Annotated in this window: 15 protein-coding genes; 5 read left to right on the forward strand and 10 right to left on the reverse strand. The window is 43.5% G+C overall.

The annotated features are described in order from the left end of the window. Window positions 1-370 precede the first annotated feature (370 nt). The 4 genes from KAH81_04935 (at window position 371) to KAH81_04950 (ending at window position 5,166) form a co-directional block, all read left to right on the forward strand. Window positions 371-2,074 carry a glutamine--tRNA ligase/YqeY domain fusion protein gene (locus KAH81_04935; protein MCK5833000.1) on the forward strand — a complete coding sequence of 568 codons (1,704 nt, stop codon included), beginning with the start codon at window positions 371-373 and terminating at the stop codon, window positions 2,072-2,074. Window positions 2,075-2,127: 53 nt separating this feature from the next. Continuing rightward, window positions 2,128-2,538, forward strand: coding sequence for an energy transducer TonB (locus KAH81_04940; protein ID MCK5833001.1), 411 nt, complete (start codon window positions 2,128-2,130; stop codon window positions 2,536-2,538). Between the two features lie 183 nt (window positions 2,539-2,721). Beyond that, on the forward strand, window positions 2,722-3,933 hold the full coding sequence (locus KAH81_04945) for an acetate kinase (GenBank protein MCK5833002.1): 1,212 nt from the start codon (window positions 2,722-2,724) through the stop codon (window positions 3,931-3,933). A gap of 30 nt (window positions 3,934-3,963) precedes the next feature. After that, a complete protein-coding gene (locus tag KAH81_04950) occupies window positions 3,964-5,166 on the forward strand; it encodes a hypothetical protein (protein ID MCK5833003.1) in 1,203 nt (400 codons plus the stop codon). Window positions 5,167-5,435: 269 nt separating this feature from the next. On the opposite strand, the gene KAH81_04955 is transcribed toward KAH81_04950, so the two are convergent. The 5 genes from KAH81_04955 to rseP all read right to left on the reverse strand — a co-directional run bounded on the left by KAH81_04955 (window position 5,436) and on the right by rseP (window position 13,286). Further along, window positions 5,436-7,370 carry a hypothetical protein gene (locus KAH81_04955; protein MCK5833004.1) on the reverse strand — a complete coding sequence of 645 codons (1,935 nt, stop codon included), beginning with the start codon at window positions 7,368-7,370 and terminating at the stop codon, window positions 5,436-5,438. A gap of 10 nt (window positions 7,371-7,380) precedes the next feature. After that, a complete protein-coding gene (locus KAH81_04960; GenBank protein MCK5833005.1) occupies window positions 7,381-10,344 on the reverse strand; it encodes a tetratricopeptide repeat protein in 2,964 nt (987 codons plus the stop codon). 26 nt (window positions 10,345-10,370) lie between these two features. Continuing rightward, window positions 10,371-10,757: a hypothetical protein gene (locus tag KAH81_04965; protein ID MCK5833006.1), complete on the reverse strand. Its 387-nt coding sequence runs from the start codon at window positions 10,755-10,757 to the stop codon at window positions 10,371-10,373. A 70-nt stretch (window positions 10,758-10,827) separates the two neighbouring features. Next, window positions 10,828-12,228, reverse strand: a complete 1,401-nt coding sequence (locus KAH81_04970; GenBank protein MCK5833007.1) for a sigma-54-dependent Fis family transcriptional regulator — start codon at window positions 12,226-12,228, stop codon at window positions 10,828-10,830. Next, the gene (gene rseP / locus KAH81_04975; protein ID MCK5833008.1) at window positions 12,228-13,286 is read right to left on the reverse strand and encodes an RIP metalloprotease RseP; all 1,059 of its coding nucleotides are present in this window, start codon (window positions 13,284-13,286) and stop codon (window positions 12,228-12,230) included. The genes KAH81_04970 and rseP overlap by 1 nt, the downstream gene beginning before the upstream one ends. Before the next feature lie 82 nt (window positions 13,287-13,368). Between rseP and KAH81_04980 the strand changes: the two genes are divergently transcribed. Next, complete coding sequence (locus KAH81_04980; protein MCK5833009.1) at window positions 13,369-14,139, forward strand: hypothetical protein; 771 nt, start codon at window positions 13,369-13,371, stop codon at window positions 14,137-14,139. Window positions 14,140-14,328: 189 nt separating this feature from the next. Here KAH81_04980 and KAH81_04985 read toward each other — a convergent pair whose 3' ends face one another. The 5 genes from KAH81_04985 to KAH81_05005 all read right to left on the reverse strand — a co-directional run bounded on the left by KAH81_04985 (window position 14,329) and on the right by KAH81_05005 (window position 22,054). After that, on the reverse strand, window positions 14,329-17,421 hold the full coding sequence (locus tag KAH81_04985) for a S8 family serine peptidase (GenBank protein ID MCK5833010.1): 3,093 nt from the start codon (window positions 17,419-17,421) through the stop codon (window positions 14,329-14,331). A gap of 229 nt (window positions 17,422-17,650) precedes the next feature. Next, a complete protein-coding gene (locus KAH81_04990; protein ID MCK5833011.1) occupies window positions 17,651-19,009 on the reverse strand; it encodes a GWxTD domain-containing protein in 1,359 nt (452 codons plus the stop codon). Continuing rightward, window positions 19,006-19,497 carry a GWxTD domain-containing protein gene (locus KAH81_04995; protein MCK5833012.1) on the reverse strand — a complete coding sequence of 164 codons (492 nt, stop codon included), beginning with the start codon at window positions 19,495-19,497 and terminating at the stop codon, window positions 19,006-19,008. Before KAH81_04995 ends, KAH81_04990 begins: the two co-directional genes overlap by 4 nt. A gap of 721 nt (window positions 19,498-20,218) precedes the next feature. Continuing rightward, entirely contained in the window at window positions 20,219-21,127 is a 909-nt protein-coding gene (gene xerD / locus KAH81_05000; protein ID MCK5833013.1) for a site-specific tyrosine recombinase XerD, read from the reverse strand. After that, window positions 21,128-22,054: a sugar kinase gene (locus tag KAH81_05005; protein MCK5833014.1), complete on the reverse strand. Its 927-nt coding sequence runs from the start codon at window positions 22,052-22,054 to the stop codon at window positions 21,128-21,130. Between the last annotated feature and the right edge of the window lie 25 nt (window positions 22,055-22,079).

The following is a 22,079-nucleotide window of genomic DNA, read 5'->3' on the forward strand; positions in this document are numbered from 1 at the left end:
CAATAATATTTCCTTGCAATGAAGGCTGTATAACTCTCAGCTCATGGAATAATCGAGCTGGATTTGAAAAAACATTATAGGGGGCGTCGGGGCTATGATTTTCGGGAAGCACGCTTCCCGAAAATCATAGCTACCTGCAGGTCGGAGCAAGCTTGCTGGATTAGGGTTAATTTTTGGCCGACCTGCAGGTGATTTCTTTGCCAAAAGGAAAGTGAACTTTCCTTTTGGCAAAGAAATTCCGACGCCCCCGGGGCTGGAAGCAATATTATCTGCTCAGAAGCAGCTTTTCGCAAATTGTTATACATTATTCTCATATTGAGTATATATTATCGAGGTAATTCAACAGATTGGATAGAATTCGAGGGAAATTATGGAAAACGAAAAGAGAGAAATTAGCGAAAAAAGTAAGAAATATAAAGACTTCATTCGTCAGGCAATAGACGAAGACTTGGCCTCCGGAAGGTCCGACCATGTCCACACGCGTTTTCCGCCCGAGCCAAATGGCTATCTTCATATCGGACATGCAAAAGCGATCTGTATTAATTTCGGTATTGCCGAGGATTACGGTGGTAAATGCAATCTCCGTTTCGACGATACGAATCCATCAAAAGAGGAAAGAGAATTTGTCGATTCAATTATTGATGATGTTCATTGGCTTGGTTTTGACTGGAAGGACAGACTGTTTTTTGCCTCGGATTATTTTAAGGGGCTGTTTGAACTTGCGGTGCAACTTATCGAGAAAGGCTCGGCTTTTGTCTGTGATTTAACCTCCGATGAGATCCGCGAATATCGCGGAACGTTGAGAGAACCGGGAAAGAATAGTCCCTATCGCGACAGAACCATCGAAGAAAACCTCGATCTTTTCAGAAGAATGAGAGCCAGCGAGTTTCCAAACGGCGCGCGAACACTTCGTGCTAAGATCGATATGTCCTCATCGAACATCAACATGCGCGATCCTGTAATGTATCGGATACTCCATAGTGCACACCATCGCCAAGGGGATAAATGGTGTATATACCCCAGTTATGACTGGGCGCACGGTCTCGAGGATTCTTTGGAGGGCATAACCCACTCACTTTGTTCGCTCGAGTTTGAGGATCATCGGCCATTATACGACTGGTTTATCGATGAACTGGGTGTTTATCACCCACGCCAAATAGAATTTGCGCGCCTGAATATTACAAATACTGTGCTTAGCAAACGCTCTTTGCGCGGTCTTGTCGAGGGTGGTTATGTTGACGGCTGGGATGACCCCAGAATGCCCACTCTGTCCGGTCTTCGGCGACGCGGGTACACCCCCTTGTCTATTCGAGAGTTCTGTAGTCGGATAGGCATCGCGAAGGCTGACAGTTTAGTAGATATTGCCCTTTTAGAACACTGTATTCGGAAAGAGCTTAACATTACAGCGAAAAGGTTTATGGCTGTCCTAAGGCCATTGAAGGTAATAATTGATAACTATCCAGAGGGCAAAACCGAGTGGTTCGACGCCATAGACAATCCAGAGGATGAGAATTCTACTATACACAAGATACCCTTCTCGCGCGAGATATTCATTGAGCGTAAAGATTTCATGGAGGATCCTCCAAAAAAGTATTTCCGCCTTTCACCGGGGAAAGAGGTTCGACTTAAATACGCTTATTATATTACATGCACGGGGGTGGTCAAAGATGAGTCTGGTGAGGTAACAGAAGTCCATTGTGAATATGATCCTGAATCTCGTGGAGGGGGAACTCCCGATGGCAGACGCATAAAAGGCACTCTCCATTTTGTCGATGCGGGTTATGCTAAGCCTTGTAGAGTAAGGCTTTACGACCGCCTATTCACAGAGGAAAATATGGGTGATATCGAAGAAGGCAAAACCGCTATCGATTATATCAATCCCGATTCCTGCTTTGTCCTCGATAAATGTGTGGCCGAACCGGAAATAGCCTCGCTTGAGGTCGGGGAAAGAATACAACTTTTAAGGCATGGATATTTTGTTGTGGATAAAGATTCAAAAGATGATCTTAAGGTTCTCAATATGACAGTTTCGCTCAAGGACTCATGGGCTAAGATTCAGCGAAGGAAAAGTTAAGTCTGCAAATTAATGTGGTTTATCGGGATTTTATTCTTATAATTTATAGTGATATGGGAAGATTTAATTTACTTCTACTAGCCGTTCTAATATCGATTACCTCGATATACTCTCAAAATACATCCTCAGATGGGGTTTATGATTACCTTCAAATCGGGCATGTTCCCGTTATGGTTGATTCCGGAAAGCCTTGTTACCCGGATTCCGCGTTTAAAAAGCGTGTCGATGGTGTCGTTCTTGTCGATATAATTATCGATGAAGCGGGCAAGGTTATATCTGCGGAAGTTTCGGAATCATTACCAGAGGATATTTTCGATGCTGTCGCACTTGATGCTGCTTTTGAATGCACTTTCGAGCCTATGGCTTTCGATGGACACCCCATAAAAGTTAAATATCGTATTCCATTTCTATTTGGTCGCGGCCAGTATAATCTCAAGCGATGTAGCAAAGTTAAAAAAGATTAGTTGTGTGTCATTTTTCTCCTTATATCCCGATCTTTGATCGGGATATTTTTATATTATTATTGTGTATAAAAAAACATATTTAAAAAAGAGATTGCTTTTATTTGTATTAAAATTATTTTGACAATATTAATTTTATTATCAATATTCAATTTTTAATAACTAGACCCAAAAAATGGGAGAAAAATGAAAATTCTCGTTCTTAATTCTGGAAGCTCTTCAGTAAAATACCAGCTTTGGAATACGACCGGAGATGGTGTTATTGCTAAGGGCCTTGTCCAGAGGATCGGAATCGAAAATCCACAGCTCGATCATCAGCGCACCGGAGAAGATAAGATAAGGATCGAACCGGAGGGTATTATAGATCACACCGAGGCCATCGAGCTAGTTCTCAAGGCTATAACTGATCCTGATTATGGTGTTTTGCAGGATATTTCCGAGATCAATGCAGTTGGACACAGGGTTGTGCATGGTGCTGAGGAGTTTGCTGATAGCACAATCATCACGGATGAAGCTATTGCGGCTATAAGGCGCTGCGTTCCGCTAGCACCGCTTCATAATCCTCCTAACCTTAAAGGTATCGAGGCCTGCATGGTCGATCTTCCCGGTGTTCCTCAGGTTGGGGTGTTCGACACGGCTTTCCATCACACAATACCGGAACACGCATATCTCTATGGTTTGCCAATTGAATTGTATCATAAGCATAAGATTCGCCGTTATGGTTTCCATGGCACAAGCCATTATTATGTTGCCCATAAGGCGGCTGAGTTTCTCGGGAAACCAATCGAGGAGCTGAAGATAATCACCGCTCACCTCGGAAATGGTGCTTCTATAACCGCTATCGATCACGGAGAGTCAATCGATACCTCGATGGGTCTCACTCCTCTCGAGGGTCTCATTATGGGAACCCGTAGTGGTGATATGGATCCGTATATACCTCTTCTTATTCAGAAAAGCGAAGATTTAACGCCCGACGAGACCAGCAATCTTCTCAATAAAAAGAGTGGTTTACTCGGTATCACGGGGAAATACGCCGATATGCGCGATATTCTAGAAGCTAATAAAACCGGCGATAAATCATGTGCTCTAGCGATTAAGATGTATTGTTATCGGATTAAAAAATATATTGGTGCTTATGCTGCGGCCATGGGTGGACTCGATGTTTTAGTTTTTACTGCCGGTGTTGGCGAGAACTCCGACGAGATTCGCGGGAGAGTTGTCGATGGTCTTCAGTTTTTTGGTGTTGAGATCGACGCAAAACTCAATTTCGATGCGTGGCATGTTCTCATGGATATTTCCACTCAGGATGCCAAAGTTCGCACAGTCGTAGTTCCAACGGACGAAGAGTATGTTATAGCTCACGAGACCGAGAGATTGGTTTCTGCTTCTAAGAAATAAAAAACAACAATTTTATAAAAAGGGGAAACAATGAGAAAATTGTTAATTCTATCGGCTTTAATTGCTTTTGTATTCGTAGCATATGCCGAATACATTCCGGTTGGGATGGACGCTCGCGCCTATTCGATGGGCAATGCTGTTGCGACAGGTTCTGTTGGACCAGCCTCCATACTTCGCAATCCCTCCGGTATCGGTTGGATGGAAACAGGTGCAATCTCACTTACCGGTAAGTTGGTTGTTCTTGGTAGCATGGGTTTTGAAGACGATGTGTATGAAGACCAAGGACTCGAAGACCATACGATGGCCGAACAAATGAACGCCAAGATTCCCGGTGTTGCATTTGCGACTCCGTTACCGATTGATGCGCCATTCGATCTGGTCGGCGGAATTGCTTGGGGTCAGTTCTTCGATTTTTCTGGGAAAGTCAAAGAGACTTACACAGTCAGTTCAACGAACACTGAATACGAGAATATCAATACCAACAAGGGCGGCTTCAATCTTCTCACTCCGGCGATTGCTGCGCGTTTTGCAGGCAATTATGTCGTCGGTCTTAGCTATGGTTTTGCTTTCCTTTCTAATGCGAACTCTTCTGGCACAGGGGAAACCTCGAATCCTAGCAGCGAAAGCGAATACGAAATGACTCGCAAAGTCACGGGTTCCATGCTTCAGCTTTCTGCACAGGGAAAATTTCTCGATAAGCTTACAGTTGGTTTCAGCTTTGCACCCGCTTTTAAAATGGAATACGAAGATATAGAATATGATGATGGAACCAACAGTTATGATATAGATGATGTCAAGTATGAATTCCCGGCCTACATGGCTTTCGGCGCTTCTTTTGATGTTACTCAAGATGTGACAATTTTAGGAGAATATCAGAATCGCCCCTATGATGATACCGAGGTTGAAAATGTTGACTCCGGTATTGAGAATGGGTCTTCCATTCGTTTAGGTGTGGAATATCGTGGCCCGGTTGCTCTCCGTGCCGGGTTCTTCACCGACAAGATAATGACTCCCGCCGAGCCGGGAGAAGATGAGCCTGCCGGTGCCATGGGAATCACCGCCGGTCTCGGCGTTGCGGTTGGTCCGGTGGGACTCGATCTCGGTGCTTTTTATCAGAGTGCCAAATGGGAAAGCAATACGGGTATGGGAACCGGAAACGATGAAGATTTCTCAACTAATCTTGTAGGTATTGCCGTTACTGCGACCTATGAGCTCGATGTATTCGGGAAATAACTAAAAGCCACCATGTTCCGGTTATTTTTACCGGAATTCAGAGGCCGCCTTTCGGGGCGGCCTTTTTTTATTTGGGTCTTTATCGCAATATGAGGGCTCCGGGCAGATAATATTATTTGGAAGTTGCGTTTATTTAAACAGGCCGCAAGGTTTCTCGATGGTCGGCTATTTCAATACAATATCGATTGCCACACTACAGCATTAGCTAGCAATGCCGACAGATGATTTGCTTGAAGGCTTAGCTTAATCGCTACTTATAACCAAGATTCTCATTTCAGATATATTATCTTCGTGCAGATGGCTGAAGCTGTCTGTTCAGAGAATGTCGCCCGGATGAGATAGACTCCGGAGGTGATAGTTGGGCTGGGTGTCCAGATGAACTCGTTTTTCCCGTCATTTCGGCCCGAAGGGAAAAAATCTCCATCGTGTTTTATAGGATTTCTCGCTACACTCGAAATGATATCGACACGTCGCCCGTCGAGGTCGAAGATTTCCACCAATGCAATGCAGGGCAAAGGACTCCCGTTAATGGAAACCTTTACAGTAGAATTGAAGGGATTTGGATAGGTGGAAATAGTGTATTCTCTAGGAAGGTTTCTATCTTGAATGCCAATTGAGTATGTTGAAAAATACCAACTTTGATTGAGCACATTTGGCCCGCAGGAATCGGGTTTATCCTGAATCGAAACCTCGACCCAGACAGTATCACCGGCTTCTATTTCTATTCCAGCTGTTGGAAGATGAACTAAAAATGTGTCGGAGTCCAAGATGACCGCAGGTGATGCGAGGGTTAGGGTTTCAGAATTGAATATCGCATAGAATGAAGATGTGTCGAGCCCTGAACCTTCGTCTTGGAAATAGAGTTTTGCAGTTATTTCTTCGTCATCGATTACCTCTGCTGAATCGGGATATCTATAATTCAATCGAGGTGAAGAGCGATCGACAAAAGCGAGCCATGAAAGCGGTAGCGTTTCGCAAGGATTACCAAGAAGGTCATCGACGGAAGTCAATTCGAAGAGTAAAGTATCACCATCAGAAAAAGAAGTCGAGAAGATCAGGCCGCTATCGGAAAGGCATAGTTCGTCGTCGTAGCAATCGTAAGCAACACCTCCTACGCTGAAGGAAATCGAAGTGCTATCTATTCCATCGGCATCACGCAGGCGCACGAACACATCGAAATCGGTGCAGGCTATCCATGTGCTGTCGGCGGGCCAGAATTCGCTCACAATCGGGCCTTCCGTGAAAGGAATTGCCTGTATTCTCTTTATGCCTAAGCGATCTGTTCCGATATACCAATAATCTCCAAGTGAAGGATGGGGTCCGACGGCGAAATCTAAAACTTGACATGTAATCGAATCTCCCAGAGGTGACCACGTTGTGCCCCGGTCGGAGGATATTTTTACGCCGTAACCACCACCAATTATAAGATAATCGGAGGAGATGTCTGATGCCCAGATACAGTTTGAGGGCGGTTCTGCAAGAGAATGATTTTCCCAATCGAGACCGCAATTTCGGCTAATTGCCAGGCCTCCCCAACACGCTGCGAAGAGCATCGAGGAGTCTTCGTGTGATACTACAATATCGTTTGGACTCATCGACTCTGTAAAGACGAAAATTGAGCGCCATGATTCACCGTAATCTACCGAGCCGAAGAATTCGCCTGCATTATCCCATGCATAGACTCTGTGATTATAGACGGGATCGACTACAACACCACCAAAGGTTCCTCCTGCCGGTGTTGAAAGGACAGATTCCCATGTGGCTCCACCATCGGTTGATCGGATAACCTCAGCACCCCAAGCATATACAAGGGAATAATCTAAAGGGTCGAAGACTGCACCATCGGCATGGAATAGCCATGATGGTGGGGGAAAATCGAATGTAGTGCCGTAATCGTTGCTTCGCCATATGCCATCTGAGAATGAACCACTGCCCAGCGCGGCGAATATAGTTTCAGCTGTAGCCGGATGTAGTGCTCCTCCCTGATAGTGGCCCAGTGTATCCCAGCTATGACCGGCATCTGGTGTTCGAAAAAGCTCGAGCCTGATGTCGGATGGAGCACCTAAAACAGTATAAATCGAGTCGGGATTAACCGGGTCTGGCATTACCACGAGGCTAGAGCGTCCCACCGGGCCAATGTCCTCCCATGTTTGAGCGAAAGTAAGAATAGAGATAGATATTAATATAACTAAAAAATATTTCATCTGTCCACTCCTATGGTTTTGTTATTTTTCCCAATCTTTCCAATGCCGATGGGTTGTTTTCGGCAATAACCTGTTTGAGGTTTTTTTTAAGAATATGGTATGCACTCTTATCGCCGGTTTTAGAGTAAAGATCGAGTAGAGCTATTCCTGTATCGATTTGACCTTCCCAGTCACCGGAGGAAGCTGCAATTTTATAGGCTTTTTTTACACCTTTGATAGCGGCATCGAATTTGCCATCGATGGCATCTTCCATAGCAAGGCCTAATTCTGCATCGACGATTCGTTGAGAATCGTCGATTTCGCGGGCGATCAGAAGGGCTTTTCGATGGAATTTTCTTGCTTGGACGATGTTGCCCATTTCACGCGAAGTATCTCCTAGATTTGAAAAACAGAGGGCTACGCCGCGCCTATCGCCGATCTGTTCAAAAATTTTAAGGGCGGTCGTATATTGTTCCGCTTCGTTTTTTTTATCACCTCTAAGTCGATATATTTGAGCCAGATTTACTGAATTGATAGCACTTCCTCGAAGATTGCCGAGTTTATTATCGATTTTGCCGGAGCGTTCGAGATATTCCTCAGCTAAATTCAGTTCTCCAATCTGTGCTTCGAGCCAACCGAGGTTTCCCATAAGATTTGCTACTCCAGGAGAATCTGCTGTTTTAGGAGTATTGGCCAGACCCGACAAATAGAGTTTTTTTGCTTTGTCAAGATCTCCGAGGTCGGAGAGGAGAGTGCCGTAGTTTGTGAGTGCTTGAAGAAGGCGTTCGTTTTCCTTCGGCATAGATTTAAGCATCACGAGGAGCTTTTCATAAAGTTTCATGGCAGAATCGAATTTACCCAGTTCGTGATTAGCTAGGGCAATACGATTAAGGGAATCGCTTTCGATTGTTTTTCGATTTTGAGAAACAGCCAGTGCAAGTGAGCGTTTGTTTAAAGCGATGACTCTATCGAGGTTTCCAGCATACCAGTAGAGTTTTCCGGCTAATTCAATTGCTGTGAATATTTCATCGGTAAGTTTCCAATTTATCGCGTTTTTGTCTGGTGTTGCAAGAGCTTTTTCATAGTAATATAATGCCTCGCGGTTTGCGAACTTATTTTCCTGTTTTTTACCTGCTTTTATACTATAGATAAGAGCCTTGTCATCAATATCACCGAGACTGTAATGTTGGGCGAGGACTTCATAAAAATCCTGAACACTATCGGCGTAAAGTAGTTCGATTTCCTTGGCGGCATCTATGTGGATTTTTTTTCTCGAGGATAAAAACAGAGATTCATATGCAGCCAGCATCGTTGGAAGAGATATAAATTTTAGATTATTTCCAATTCGAGAAAGGAAATCTGCAGAAATCAGATCGTCGAGCCCGTGTTCAATTAAAGATTCCCCGGCAAGATTAGTTAATAATCTTTCTGGGAATTCTATTCCGAAAACGGAGGCAAGGCGAACTAGCTCGCGTGCATCTGGTGGAAGATTATCTATTCTGGCTGCCATTATGTTTTCGATTCCCCCGGGGAGGATTCGGTTTAAATTACCATCGAGAGTAGCAACGCCCCTAGAGAATTTAATTTTATTTTGTTCTTTAAGCAGTTTAGCCAATTCGACTATATAGCCCGGGTGTCCTTTTGTTGTTTTGTAAACGATGTCGGCTAACTCACTAGAAATTCTATTCGTTCCTAGGGAATATTTAAGTAGGCTTTTTGAAGACTTGGCGTTGAGAGATCTAAATTTCACCACATTTTGTGAGATTTTGGTTATCCATTCATCGATTTGTCGCGCGGAAATTATCTGGGTAAACCTGGGCAAGCCGGTAATTGAGTCTAAAATACGAATTGTTGAGGGGTCCAGGTTTTCAGCCCCATCAACAAAGAAGAATATTTTCTTGTTTTTGTTAATAGTTGAAAAAAGTTCGATTATCATTTTATCGAGTATGTCTCGCTTTTCCGTAGGTTTAAGAAAGCGAGTCTTATCAGTATCCGGGATATGTATATTCAGTATTCCGGAGAAAAGCGGGAAGGTATCGTTCAGTTCAGGTAGTAGTTGTTTTATTTTTTTCTGGGGATTTGAGCCGAGTATTTGACCTATCAGCCTTTGTAATGGGGCATATGGTATATTTTCGCTCCATCTAGCGCCTTCGATAAAGATCGATGAATATCCCGAGGTTGCGATTTTTCTTCGAAGGTGATTAAGCATCAGAGTTTTACCGTAACCAGCTTCTCCAAGAATAATTGTATTTGTATCTTCCGATAATAAGCGCGTAAGATATTTTAATTCATTCTCCCTACCTATAAGCTGGGGTATCTTGTTGACTGCGTCCCTGTTTTTAATACAAATAGCCCTTCTGGCTTGTATAGGTTTGTTTTTGCCTTTTAATAGGAGGGCGCGAGGTTTTGAGTAAATAAACAGGTCTTTGGTTTTTTTGTATGTTTCCGGGCCAACCAGGATTTCGCCGCTTGAAGCCGAGCTTTCCAGGCGAGAGGCTATATTCACGGCATCGCCGATGGTAGTGTATTCTCTATGTTGATTATTGCCAACAACACCGGCAACGACCTGTCCGGTGTTAATCCCGATAGAAACCTCGAGGCCTTCGATTTCAGCCACGCGATCGATTATCTCCAGAGATGCTGCTATAGCGCGCTTGGGATCATCCTCGTGGAAGACCGGAGCGCCAAAGAGAATCATTGCGGCATCGCCCATGAATTTATCGACGGTGCCGTCATATTTACTGACTGGTTCCAGTATCTTGGAAAAAAGATCGTTCAGAAGGAAAATGACTTCCTCGGCATCGCGTCCTTCGCAAAGGGGAGTGAAGCCAGCAATATCAACAAAAATAATAGAGACTTCCCTTCGTTCGCCGACTCTATCTAGATTATCGGGATTTCGCGATACCCTCTCGAAAACCTGTTTTGGTATGAATGAAGCGATCGCACTTAAGACGCGTGGATCTTTAAGTAATAGATATTCGCTTTCAATGGCCATTTAAAGTCCGATATAAGCTAACAAACCTATTTGATAGCATCGTCAACCAGATTTTTTGGTTGACCGTCATTCAATATTATCCATACATCGATAGTTTTATCATTATCGATATTTCCTTCGGCCCTTAATGAGAAATATGTGGTTTTAATATCTGTTACCTTCATTTTATAATATGTTCCTTTTGAAGGTATGTCTAGGCTGTCCAGATACCAAGTATATTTGCTATTTCGAGCTTGATATGATTTTTGTTTAATCTGGGCTTTTCTTAGCATCTGTTGTGCTTCTCTTTGTCTAAGTCTAATACTATCGACCGAAACATTCTCGAATTTTGGTCCATTAATAAGCGGCATGCCATATTCGAAGAAGAGATAAAAAGCTCCTGCGATCAGTAAAATAATGAAGACTACTTTCATTAACGACCTCCTTTATATTGTTATTATAAATGCTTAAACATACAAAACCAAGGCTAAAGTAATTTTGAAACTACTTTATTCCATATTTATTCAATTTTCTGTATAGTGTTCTCAAGCTGATATTTAATGCTTTTGCCGTTAAAGGTTTATCAAAATTGTTTTCCTCGAGAGTTCCAATAATGAGGTGTTTTTTTTGTTCATCGATATCTAATTCTACGCTTCGAATGGTGGAATTTTCAAGTATATCCAGCCGTGATTGTATTTCTGACAATTTGGAGAATATGAGCATTAGAGCTTTTTCGATGTTTGCATAACTATTAACATTGATGTCATTTTTTTCCAGCAGGACTGGTAGAGGCCTTCCAAAAAGCTCATGTTCTTTGAAATATGAATCGAAATCCGATGGAGAAACTGTTTTTTCGCCTGAAAGGAGTATTGCATTTTCAACGAGGTTTTTTAATTCACGCACATTTCCCGGCCAATGATAATCCATCATATGCGTGATTGTTGCCGAGTTGAATCCTCTGTTGTCGATTTTTCTTTGTTCGGCAATTTCCGATGAGAATTTATAGATGAGTATTGGTATATCTTCCGGTCGTTCCCTTAAAGGGGGAATCTTAATTTTAACTGCCGCAAGGCGGTAGTATAGGTCTTGTCGGAATTTTCGAGCCAGTGTTTCGTTTATCAAGTCTTTATTGGTGGCACATAGGAGTCTAATATTAATTTGTATCGGTTCTTTTCCTCCAACGCGAATAATGTCTCGGGTTTCAAGAACTCGAAGTAGTTTAGCTTGAACCGGCAATGGGAGTTCACCAATTTCGTCGAGGAAAAGGGTTCCTCCCTCGGCCTGTTCGAAGAAGCCTTGGTGTTTATTCACTGCACCCGTGAAAGATCCTTTTTCATGGCCAAAAAGCTCGCTTTCGAGAGTGCCGGGAGCGATAGCTGCAGCGTTGATCGGCAGGAATGGCCTCGATGCTCGTTTACTGAGCTTATGTATTGCTTTTGCGACCAATTCCTTTCCTGTGCCGGATTCGCCCACAATAAGGATGGATAGGTCGGTCGAGGCGACGCGATAAATAAGTTCGCTTATGGCCTTTATCTCAGGCGATTTTCCAACAAGGTTACATTCTGTCAGAAGACGCTTAGTTTGAATGAGGCGTTGGATATTTTGAGCTAAATTTTCTTTATCTGTGAGTTTTCGAATAGCCAAATCGACCAGTGAAAGCGCGACCTTATCAGAGAGAATTGTATCTCCGATAAGAACAACGCTCATAAGCGGGTTCTTTTTTGATATTTTTCGAATTATCGATTCAATAGAAAGAGAATAATTGCCGGGGCATATGACAATAACCTCGAATTTTCTTTGGTTGAGGATTTTAAACGCATCTGCTACGCCGATTGAAATCTCATCATCTTTTTTGAGATCTATTGGGCATTTACCCCTTTGTGTAAGAAAGAGTGTGCCTTTCATTATTTCCCAAAAAGTGTTGTAATATCGTTAAAAGTCACATAAATCATAAGCGCCAGGATTAATAGAAAACCGATTTGTTGTATAGCTATACGAATTTTGAAAGATAGTGGTTTGCGAGTGATTGCCTCGATAGCTACTAATAAGAGTTGGCCGCCATCGAGGGCTGGAAGTGGAAGCAGATTCAGAAGGCCGAGGTTGACCGACAATGCTGCGAGAAAGAATAAGAATGATGCCCAACCGGATTTGGCACTTGCACCGGCCATTTTGGCTATTAGAATCGGTCCACCGATGTCGCCTTTTGATACACCTGAAGTGAATATTTTCTTAAAGAATGATGCCATGGAAACAAAGACATCGCCCATTAAAGCAAAAGAAGCTGGAACGGCTCGAAGGGCACCCATGGGGGTGAAGTCAATGTTTGGTTGGATACCGATCAAACCTATTTTTATTGCACCAGAATCTGTTGAGAACTCTTGTTCGGCAGGAACGATTGGGAGTGTTATTATCTCATCGGCGCGGGAAAGCGAAAATACGATTCGTTCATTTGGTTTGTTATGGACATATTCTGCGAGTTGATCCCAGCTTGCGATTGCAATGCCATCGATAGAGACAATACTATCTGAAGCGATAACACCGGCGGAGTCAGCCGGTGTTCCCTCTATAACACCACCGATAACAGCGTTACTTGAAACATCACCCATTCCGTGAAAGGCAATGACTGCCCAAAATAGGAATATAGCTAGAACAAAGTTCATGAATGGTCCCGCAATCATGATGGATGCCCGTATCCATTTTGGGCGAGCAGAGAGTTCATGTGGTAGGGGAGGTTTGTCAGCGCGTTCGGCATTCTCGCCGGCCAACTTGACATAACCACCAAAAGGTATTGCGCCAATAGCATAGACTGTTTCGCCGATTGTCTTTTTAAGAAGTGTTGGAGGAAAGCCAATAGAGAACTTTTCTACACGCACACCGCCGAGTTTTGACATAGCAAAATGTCCGAATTCGTGGACAAATACTATAACGCTGATAACTATAATTGTCGAAAGTAAAGTGATCATTAAATCTCGATTTGCTAATAAATATTGAATAACCTATTTTTTAATATATCATTAATAGATATTATTTCAATTCACAAAAAAAATGTCTATAAAAATATTCAAGTCTAAACCTGAGAATTTCCCCGAAAAGGTAGCACTTTGCGGCGGTAATGTATTAGAAAAAAAATTATTGATGGGTGCTTATCGAAAAAGAACAGAATGGGTTTATGATAATCTTCGAATTGGAATAAAAATAAATACTGCAATGGATTGCGGTGAGGCTGTCGGGCAGATTACAGCTTTGCCTATTTACAACAGTCCTATTGAGCTTAAGGGCGATGGCTTGTGGTATATTCCTTGTATCTGGATGAATCCTCGAGCGGCCTCGCCGATGTTAGGGGAGCAGTTAATAGCAAGTCTTGTGGAGGATTTACAAAAAAGCGCAAAGGGGATTATCACTCTTTCCAGCGAATTATGGATGAATCATCGAAGCTTTCTAGAGCGTTTTGGGTTTGTCGAGGTCATTAAATTTAAGCGTATAGATTCTATAGTCGATGTTATGGGTTTGTCTCTGGATGGCTCGCCAATGGATGTCAGTCTTATATCTCCCAGGTCTCCAGAGGGGATTGCGCCTCGCCTGGATATGTTTTATAGCTCCCATTGCCCAGTGCATACAGCGACCGCATATCGATTATCAAAAGAGCATAAGAAACTCGAGAGGCAAGTCCAGCTTGTTATTCATAACACGAACGACCGTTCGATAATCGAGCGCTATGGTTATAGTTTTGCCCTTCTTTTTAATTCACAGTATGATCTTTTAAGGCCTTATCTTTCCGGCTCTTCATTAGAGGAAGTGTTGGAGGAATATCTCTAAAGCTTTGCAATGAAAATCACGGTCGAGGCAGGCAAACCCCACGGGGATTATGATATTGAGCGTGATGACGTTGTCATTGCAACCTCGAAGGATGTGGCAATCTTCAGGGCTTCGATATTATTTTGACATAAGAGGGAAATTCCCTTTTAATATACCAAAGAACCCTTCGCGATTTGCTCCTCTCGGGGCTTATTTCAAATACACCAATCTTTTCAGAGCTGTTTGATTATTCCCGATTCGTGCACGAACGAAGTAAACGCCGGACGTAATATCCCCAGATGGCGTCCATATGAATTCAGTTCTCATCTGTTCTTCGGACTCCTTTTCTTGGAGGGCGAAGGAATGCGTTTTCTTTTTCTCCGAGGAGATTTTCGGGGGTGAAGGTAGCTGTGCAATATACCGGCCCGAGAGGTCGAAGACCTCGACCTTTAGGGGCGCTATTTCCGCGTTTTCATTATATGGGTTGGGGGATTCGGCCTCTCGGGGTGTATCAAAGGATATTTTTACCGAGCTGTTAAATGGGTTTGGATAGGCGGTGATGCCGATTTTATAGGGTTTATAGCTTTCAGCGACAGACATTGTCGAATAGAGCCCCCGTGCGGAGGCTGCATTTGTTTGGAAATCGCTGTAATCGGTTCCGGCAATAACTGCAATGGCCCAAACAAAATTGCCCCATGCTGGAATAGTTAAAGGCCCTTCGGAAAGGATGATCGACCAATCGTCTGCGGGTGAGCCGTTGCCGATGGAGAAGTCTCCAGACATGAAGTTATATTTCACGGTGTCGTCCCAGCCCATACCCTCGGGATAGATATAGGAGCTATTATCGATCACGCTACCGTGTGCAATTCCTGAAAGACCTACAATACCGACATAACCGGTGAAACGGGGTGTGGATGCTTCGTCCCACATGTTAACCCATTGGTCTGATGAAGAGTATTGGGCGCGGTCGAACCATGTGGTAGTGGTGCCATCGGAGGTAACATGTATATCGAAATCGAGATAGAAGCCGATATATAGATTGTGGAAAGATAAGTCTGAATAGTTTTTCACTGTGAAGCGCATGATAATGAAGTCTTCATTTGGCGAAGTATTGCACGTTGTGCTTTTTTGGTCGATAATCAGTCCGTTGACGGGTGTTGCATAAGAGGTGTAAAAGCTGGTATCGGTGGATGAGGCCTCTAATACCAATGATCGGAGTGGAAGAAATTCGCTTGTATTACCATTCTCACCGGTGAATACTGAATCATAAGCCGTCGAAATAAAAAAACCACCGCCATACAGCGTGTTGGTATCTCCGAACTCGAAACCTTGTCCCATAATCGATGAGCTCGAGGCTGTGGGGTCATAGTAGCCAAATTCACCAAAGTTAGTAACAGTTGTGGCTAATGTTGGAGTGTTGTGGTTGGCGTAATTCCGTGGATAAACCCCAGTGCTTATCTGGATTGTATCTACAAAGGAATATGCTCCACTTGTCATCGTGATTTGAACATAAACCAAATGAGCTGCCGGTGTTCCGAGAGCTGCTGAGAGTGTAATCGGGTCGGAAGTGTCAGATGCGGTTGCGCCTGTTGCGATAGTGCCAAGGTCCGAGGTGGCATCGACGATAGAGATGTAAGGATCGCCGGCAATTATTGCTGTAACTGTTACAGCACTTGCCGAAGCGCCGCGATTATATACTTCGATAATGAGTTTCACCGTTTCGTCGGCATCAAATACACCCGAACCGTTACCTACTGGGGCCGAATCGTCGATACTGTGGTCCTCGATGGATAGAATAGGGAAAGTCGGCAGGGGCGTATCGTCGATAAGTTCGTCGCAGTTCAAAAGCCCGGCGCCGAAAAGCGTGTCGTGTCCGGAGACACCCATGTCTGTTGCTGAAAATCGAAGAAGCGAATCGATTTCTTCGGGAGAAAGCGAGGGATTTTTCGACAGCACGAGCGCCATCGCGCCGGCGACGATGGGGCAAGCAGCGCTGGTGCCGTTAAACCAAAAATTATATCTATTATCCTCTTCATACGATGTTGCTGTGACATATTGTCCCGGCGCTGATATCTCCGGTTTTATGAGGCCAGCAGGATATGGAAAGTCGGTATAGTCGTCGGTGTTCCATTCGGTTGGGCCATAAGACGAAAAATTCGCTATACCTGTTCCTGCGTAATCGACCGCGCCGACTGCGACTATCGCGGTGTTGGAGCTTGCACCCGATTGCCACGGCGATGGGCCATCGGCAGGCGCGCTTATATCGTTTGGCACTGCATAATGTCCTCCGGAAGACCGCCCGTTGCCAGCAGAAACTGCTGCGATCACACCGGTTGCGAGAACATCCTCAAAAACGCTTCGATAATATTCCCTTATAGCCTCGGTTGGGTCCTCCCACCCAAGCGAAATTGAAAGAACATTCGCGCCCATATCGACAGCATATTGGACGGCATCGTTAACATCGCTTGGAATTCCACTTCCGGTGGAATCAATAACCTTCAAGGCCATGATTAACGCATCCGGTGCAGTGCCGGTCTGATTTCCTGCGGTTCCATCGCCCGAAGCAAGGCCAGCACAGCTTGTGCCATGACCATAATCGTCCCAGGGATCGCCATCGGAGTTGACAAAATCATAGCCGTAATAATCGTCGGTGTAACCGTTCATGTCGTCATCGGAGCCGTTGCTTGCGATCTCGTCGTCGTTAATCCACATATGACTTTCTAGGTCATCATGTGTATATCTAACACCAGAATCGAGAATGGCAATCAATACCCTCTCGCCGGTAATACCCAACGCCCAAGCGTCATCGGCATTCACCTGTGTCATGGCAGTGCTAACGGCCATGGCCTCGGCAGGCTCCTCCGGTCGAGCAAGCCAAAGGTTATTCTCAACGCGATTAATAAGGCAACTCGGTGTATTGTCAATAACAAGGTCGATACCCTCGGTTTTTACAAAGTCCATAAGAAAAGAGCTTTTTATCTCAAATGAGATAGAACCTCCAAGCCACATAGGATATATGTTCTTGACTGAACCTGTAAGTTCGAGCTCTCGGAGTTCAATCAAAATAGGGGCTTCAAATTCCTGCGCAAGGCGCTTTAACTCCGCTATCGCAAAGTTTCTGCGTTCAGACATAGGCAAACGCTTTGCATAAGCAATTATCTCAGCTCTTCCTGGCCGTTCGACCGAAAGCAAGATAGGAATGTAACTATCCTCGTTCGATTTCTCTAATTTGGCTAAAATGCTAGAGTCTATAGTCATCGAAAAACAAGCACTACTGAAAATCGCTATAGATAAAAAAAACAAAAAGCGCAATGTGACTCCTTAATAAACTCCGTTTTAAAAGAGTATATCGTAAATTTGAAGTTTTTCAAATAATTATTGGTTATAGGCCGGTCGGCACCGAATTACTAAATATGCTTTTAAACCGGTGTGACGTAGTCGCCGGAAGCTCGATAACTCGGCGAAAAACAGGGAAGCCGAAAACAAAATCATGCGGCATAGTGTGTGCCGACCGGCCTTTGCTTGAATAAGTTTATTTTATCTCAATTTCCCGAGAGGTGTCGTGTGGATTTTTCAATTCATTAAGCCAGGATGTGTTGAAGATCTCGCCATTGGCGGTTGAGTGCGCGAGTCTATATCTTCCTATGCCGAGCTCATCGGTGAAGATAAAATATACACCCCCCTGGAGAGCAAAATAATCCCATTGTTCCCATGGATTGCTTTCCATAACAAATTCGCTTTTTTCGATATTATCCGGTGATCCATAGAGAATATATATTCTTCCTCTATCGGTTAGCCATCCAGCACCATCTCCGCCTTCTTTAAAAGTAGAATTGGCAAAAATCCATCTATTTATTACTGTTTGACGGAATTCGTTCTCAGGCGTTCGCAGATCAGGATCACGGTTTTCCCACCAACGAAGCAGGAATTCGGCTTTGCCTTCTATACTTAATTTCTTATAGAATTTTTTTTCGCTAGTGGATATTAAATAACTAATATATTTATATTCGGTTTCGATATCTGTTGTGTCGGGTCGATATACTATGTTCGGTGGTTCTAGCTTGGTTTTTATCACCGAAAAAGATTTACTCGATATTGAAGTTAGTTTTTTCTTTCTGTTTATTGCCTTAACATCCAGTTTATATGCACCTTCTGGAAAACCAATAACGTTCAAACCGTTCAGTATCGGTAGCGATTTGTCCTTCGATACCTTGGGATCGATATTGAATTCTTTTACCAGATTTCCAGAGGTATCAAAAACCGAATAGGACACATCGATTGTATCGTTTTTTGATAAACCATATATTTCGAGGTAAAAATACATTGTGGGAAACGATGTTCCAAAAGCCTTTGCGGGATTAGGGAGCATTTTCAAACCATTTGTGGTGAATGGCCCTTCGAGGCTGTCCCTCGATACGTTGGTAAGTAATGATATATCGGACATAGAAAGTTCTGTTTTAAGTGCTTTTACTTCAAATTCGGTCGTCAACGAATTTGTGTCTCCATCTCCCAAATCTGTTGCGACGAAAACCACTTTATATTCACTTGGTTCAAGAGCTACGGAATATTTGTCGAATAGCAGGTAATCACGGCTGACCATTTCACCGCGTGGTATTTGAATAATCCTCTTCAAATATATTGAATCGATAAGCTTATTTTTTGAGAAAATCTCTATATCGAATAATACCGTATCGGCCCAGACCGAATCAAGCCTCTCGAAAGCGAGATTACCACGATTAATCGACCATACAATTTCTGTAATAGAATTTTTCTCTGCACCACCGAAAGAAATAACATCGAGGGAGAAACCATCGATTATCGCCCAAATATTGCTAGAAATTATAAGCAATACAATTAACAGCACGAGTGCGTGTCCATTTTTTTTCATCATTCTTGCCTCACAAGTTCATAAGTGCCATCGCCCCATCTATCCTCAAAATAGAAGGTTCTTTTCGGGCTATAATAATACCATATCTCATATGCTCTATTGTCCAAATCGAAAGGATGGCTTTCGGTATCATTGGGTTCGCCATAAATTATGTATATTCTACCTCTATCCGATTTCCAACCGGTTCTCGAACTCCTGAAACGAATATTTGCAATAGCTATTCTACGATAAAATTCTTCGCGAAACTCGTTAAGTTTGGTGTTTGGGGTTGGATCCTTTACCGCCCAAAAAAGCTCGATAAGACTATCCACTATTTCTGGTGTATCTTCGAGAGCTTTTCTGATGGACTTCAATTCAGACCCTCGTTCGATAAGGCTCAGTTGAGCAACGAGTTCTTCGTTATCTTTGGCGTAGTTTTTATACCTCAGTGTGGCTACGAGAATATCCTTTTTCCGTTCGCTTCTAATTAAAAAATCTTCGATAAGGCGCATTCGCAATGTGAATCGCGAAAGTCCATCAGGAATTGGTAGTGAACTATCTATTTTTATCGAACCAGCTACATCAAGGATTGTATCCGCGAAATAAACAGAGTCATCGCTTACTATATCATTGATAAGAGAATAATTGTCTGTTTTAGATGTGTAAAAGGACACTCTAAAATAGATAGAATCTCCCGGAGGATAATACTCGCCGGGGATAAAAATCCCTTCTTTGTTGACCAGAATTATTGAACCGAATAGCGGTATAGAATCCGCAGAAAAAGCTGGAACCTCTATTTCAGCCTCTTTGATAAATTTTTCATCAGATTCTAAATCTGTCACCGAAATAAATAGCCGATATTCGTCTGATATTATATTCTTAATACAAAAAGGAACCGGATTAGCGCTTTCTCGCGAATCGGTGGCGTTGTATTCGGCAACTTCGCTCGAGTCGCGCCGTCGGTCTTTTGCGATAAGCCTATCCTCTTTGTAGAGTGCGATGAGGATATCGAAATAAGAGCGATAGACATCGTCGCGTTTTATAAATTGAAGCCCTGAATTCGGTATAGTGATATAAACCTCGACATCGGCGAAGGGGAGGCTCTCCGATGGCGAAAAATAGATATTGTTGTGGAAAATGGGCTTACCCAGGTTTTCCGTGGGCATTCCTTGTGCCCAAATCGAAGACACTGCAATAAATAGTGTTATTATATATAGCTTCCACTTCATCATCTTAACCTCTCGGGTGGAATTTGTGATACACTGCGTGGAGATAATCTTTTCCAATATTTGTATATATCTGTGTTGTGCTTATATCTTCGTGACCCAACATTTCTTGAACCGACCTAAGGTCAGCGCCGCCTTCTATAAGATGAGTTGCGAAAGAGTGCCGGAACATATGTGGATGAACCCCTTCTATTCCAGCGGCTTCAGCCCATTTTCGGACTATCTTATATAGGCCCATTCTGCTTAGTTTTCCCCCACGGCAATTTAAAAATAAAATTGGCGTTCGATTGGTTTTCTTTAATTTAGGGCGCGAATCGCGCCTATATCTATCTATCCAATAAAGAGCGGAATCGTTTATTGGCACAAGGCGCTCTTTCTTGCCCTTACCAAAAAGCCTAACAAAGGCTATATCCTCATAAACATCCGCAGTCTCCATGCCGATAATTTCTGACTCGCGCGCGCCCGTGCCGTAAAGGGTTTCCAGTATTGCCCTATCCCTGATGCCCAGTCCTTTTGGATGTTCGAGTTTTACTTTATCGAGGATTTTCTCTATGTCTTGAAAGCTCAGTATCTCAGGAAGCAAAGATGGCATCTTGGGAAGCCTTAGACCTTCGGTGGGGTCTTTTTTAAGGATGCCTTCTGAGATGCAATATTTAAAAAGCCCTCGAATACTACTCATCTTGCGTGCGAGGGACCTCGATGACATCCCTATATCCGATAGCGCACGGACATGATTGGCTATGATAATTGGTGTTACTTGGGCGAGATCGCCTATCCCATTTGCATCGAGCCATTCGGCGAAATCGCGAAGGTCTCTTGAGTATGCTTCGTTTGTGTTGTCCGATAGACCTTTGTCGATTTGTGTCCATTGGAGGAAACCGTCGATAGACCTTCCTATGTCAAGCTTTTTCTGTATCTAATCACCTAATATTTCAGGAACTGTAAAGTCAGTTATCTTGCGAAAGTGTTGCATTCTATTTTCAATATCTTGCATAGTAACACTGGTGAGTTTTTCGAGACTAAAGCCTTCTACATTAAAGCTTGCAACAACTGTGCCTGCAACAAGGGCGCCTTTTAGCTCTTCGATATTGACTCGACCACGCGAAGCAAGAAAACCCATGAATCCACCCGCGAAGCTGTCCCCTGCGCCGGTGGGGTCTTTGACGACCTCTATAGGATAGGCGGGTAGGATAAACAGTTCATCCTGAGTTATTAGCATAGAACCGAATTCACCGCGTTTAATAACGAGTATCTTAGGTCCCATGGAAAGCACTTTCCGTGCGCCGGCGAGTATGTTGCGTTCGTCTGAGAGCAGCCTAACTTCCATAGCATTGATGACCAGCAGATCTACGCGAGCGATGAGTTTTTTCAATTCCTCCAGTTTTCCCTCTATCCAGAAATTCATTGTATCTGCGGCTATTAACGAAGGTGAATGAATCTGGTCAACAACCTTGCCCTGAAGTGTTGGGTCTATATTGCCGAGAAAAACGAATTTGCTTCCGCAATAGTGTTTTGGAAGCACGGGTGAAAAGAACTCGAAAACATTAAGTTGGGTATCCAAGGTTTCGGGATCACCGAAGTTCTCGTCGTATTCGCCGGCCCAACGGAAGGTTTTTCCCTTTGTAATTTGAAGTCCATCGATGTTAACACCTTTACCGAGAAGCATTTCGACATGCTTCTTAGGAAAATCCTCACCGACCACAGCGACAATATTAACCGGTGGCCCAAAAAGCCTCGCGGCGATGGAGAAATAGGTAGCGCTACCGCCCAATGCATCGTCGATTTTACCATCTGGAGTGGAAACAGTATCTAAAGCTACGGAACCAACAATAAGTAATGACATATTATCCTTTCAATTTCATCGAGTT

The sequence above is a fragment of the bacterium genome (genome assembly GCA_023145965.1).
Taxonomy (GTDB): Bacteria; UBP14; UBA6098; order UBA6098; family UBA6098; genus UBA6098.

Bases quoted from the DNA above. Each gene is read 5' to 3' on its own strand.
- KAH81_04935 (MCK5833000.1), top strand. From the start codon at position 371: ATGGAAAACGAAAAGAGAGAAATTAGCGAAAAAAGTAAGAAATATAAA.
- KAH81_04940 (MCK5833001.1), top strand. From the start codon at position 2,128: ATGGGAAGATTTAATTTACTTCTACTAGCCGTTCTAATATCGATTACC.
- KAH81_04945 (MCK5833002.1), top strand. From the start codon at position 2,722: ATGAAAATTCTCGTTCTTAATTCTGGAAGCTCTTCAGTAAAATACCAG.
- KAH81_04950 (MCK5833003.1), top strand. From the start codon at position 3,964: ATGAGAAAATTGTTAATTCTATCGGCTTTAATTGCTTTTGTATTCGTA.
- KAH81_04955 (MCK5833004.1), bottom strand. From the start codon at position 7,370: ATGAAATATTTTTTAGTTATATTAATATCTATCTCTATTCTTACTTTC.
- KAH81_04960 (MCK5833005.1), bottom strand. From the start codon at position 10,344: ATGGCCATTGAAAGCGAATATCTATTACTTAAAGATCCACGCGTCTTA.
- KAH81_04965 (MCK5833006.1), bottom strand. From the start codon at position 10,757: ATGAAAGTAGTCTTCATTATTTTACTGATCGCAGGAGCTTTTTATCTC.
- KAH81_04970 (MCK5833007.1), bottom strand. From the start codon at position 12,228: ATGAAAGGCACACTCTTTCTTACACAAAGGGGTAAATGCCCAATAGAT.
- rseP (MCK5833008.1), bottom strand. From the start codon at position 13,286: ATGATCACTTTACTTTCGACAATTATAGTTATCAGCGTTATAGTATTT.
- KAH81_04980 (MCK5833009.1), top strand. From the start codon at position 13,369: ATGTCTATAAAAATATTCAAGTCTAAACCTGAGAATTTCCCCGAAAAG.
- KAH81_04990 (MCK5833011.1), bottom strand. From the start codon at position 19,009: ATGATGAAAAAAAATGGACACGCACTCGTGCTGTTAATTGTATTGCTT.
- KAH81_04995 (MCK5833012.1), bottom strand. From the start codon at position 19,497: ATGCGCCTTATCGAAGATTTTTTAATTAGAAGCGAACGGAAAAAGGAT.
- KAH81_05005 (MCK5833014.1), bottom strand. From the start codon at position 22,054: ATGTCATTACTTATTGTTGGTTCCGTAGCTTTAGATACTGTTTCCACT.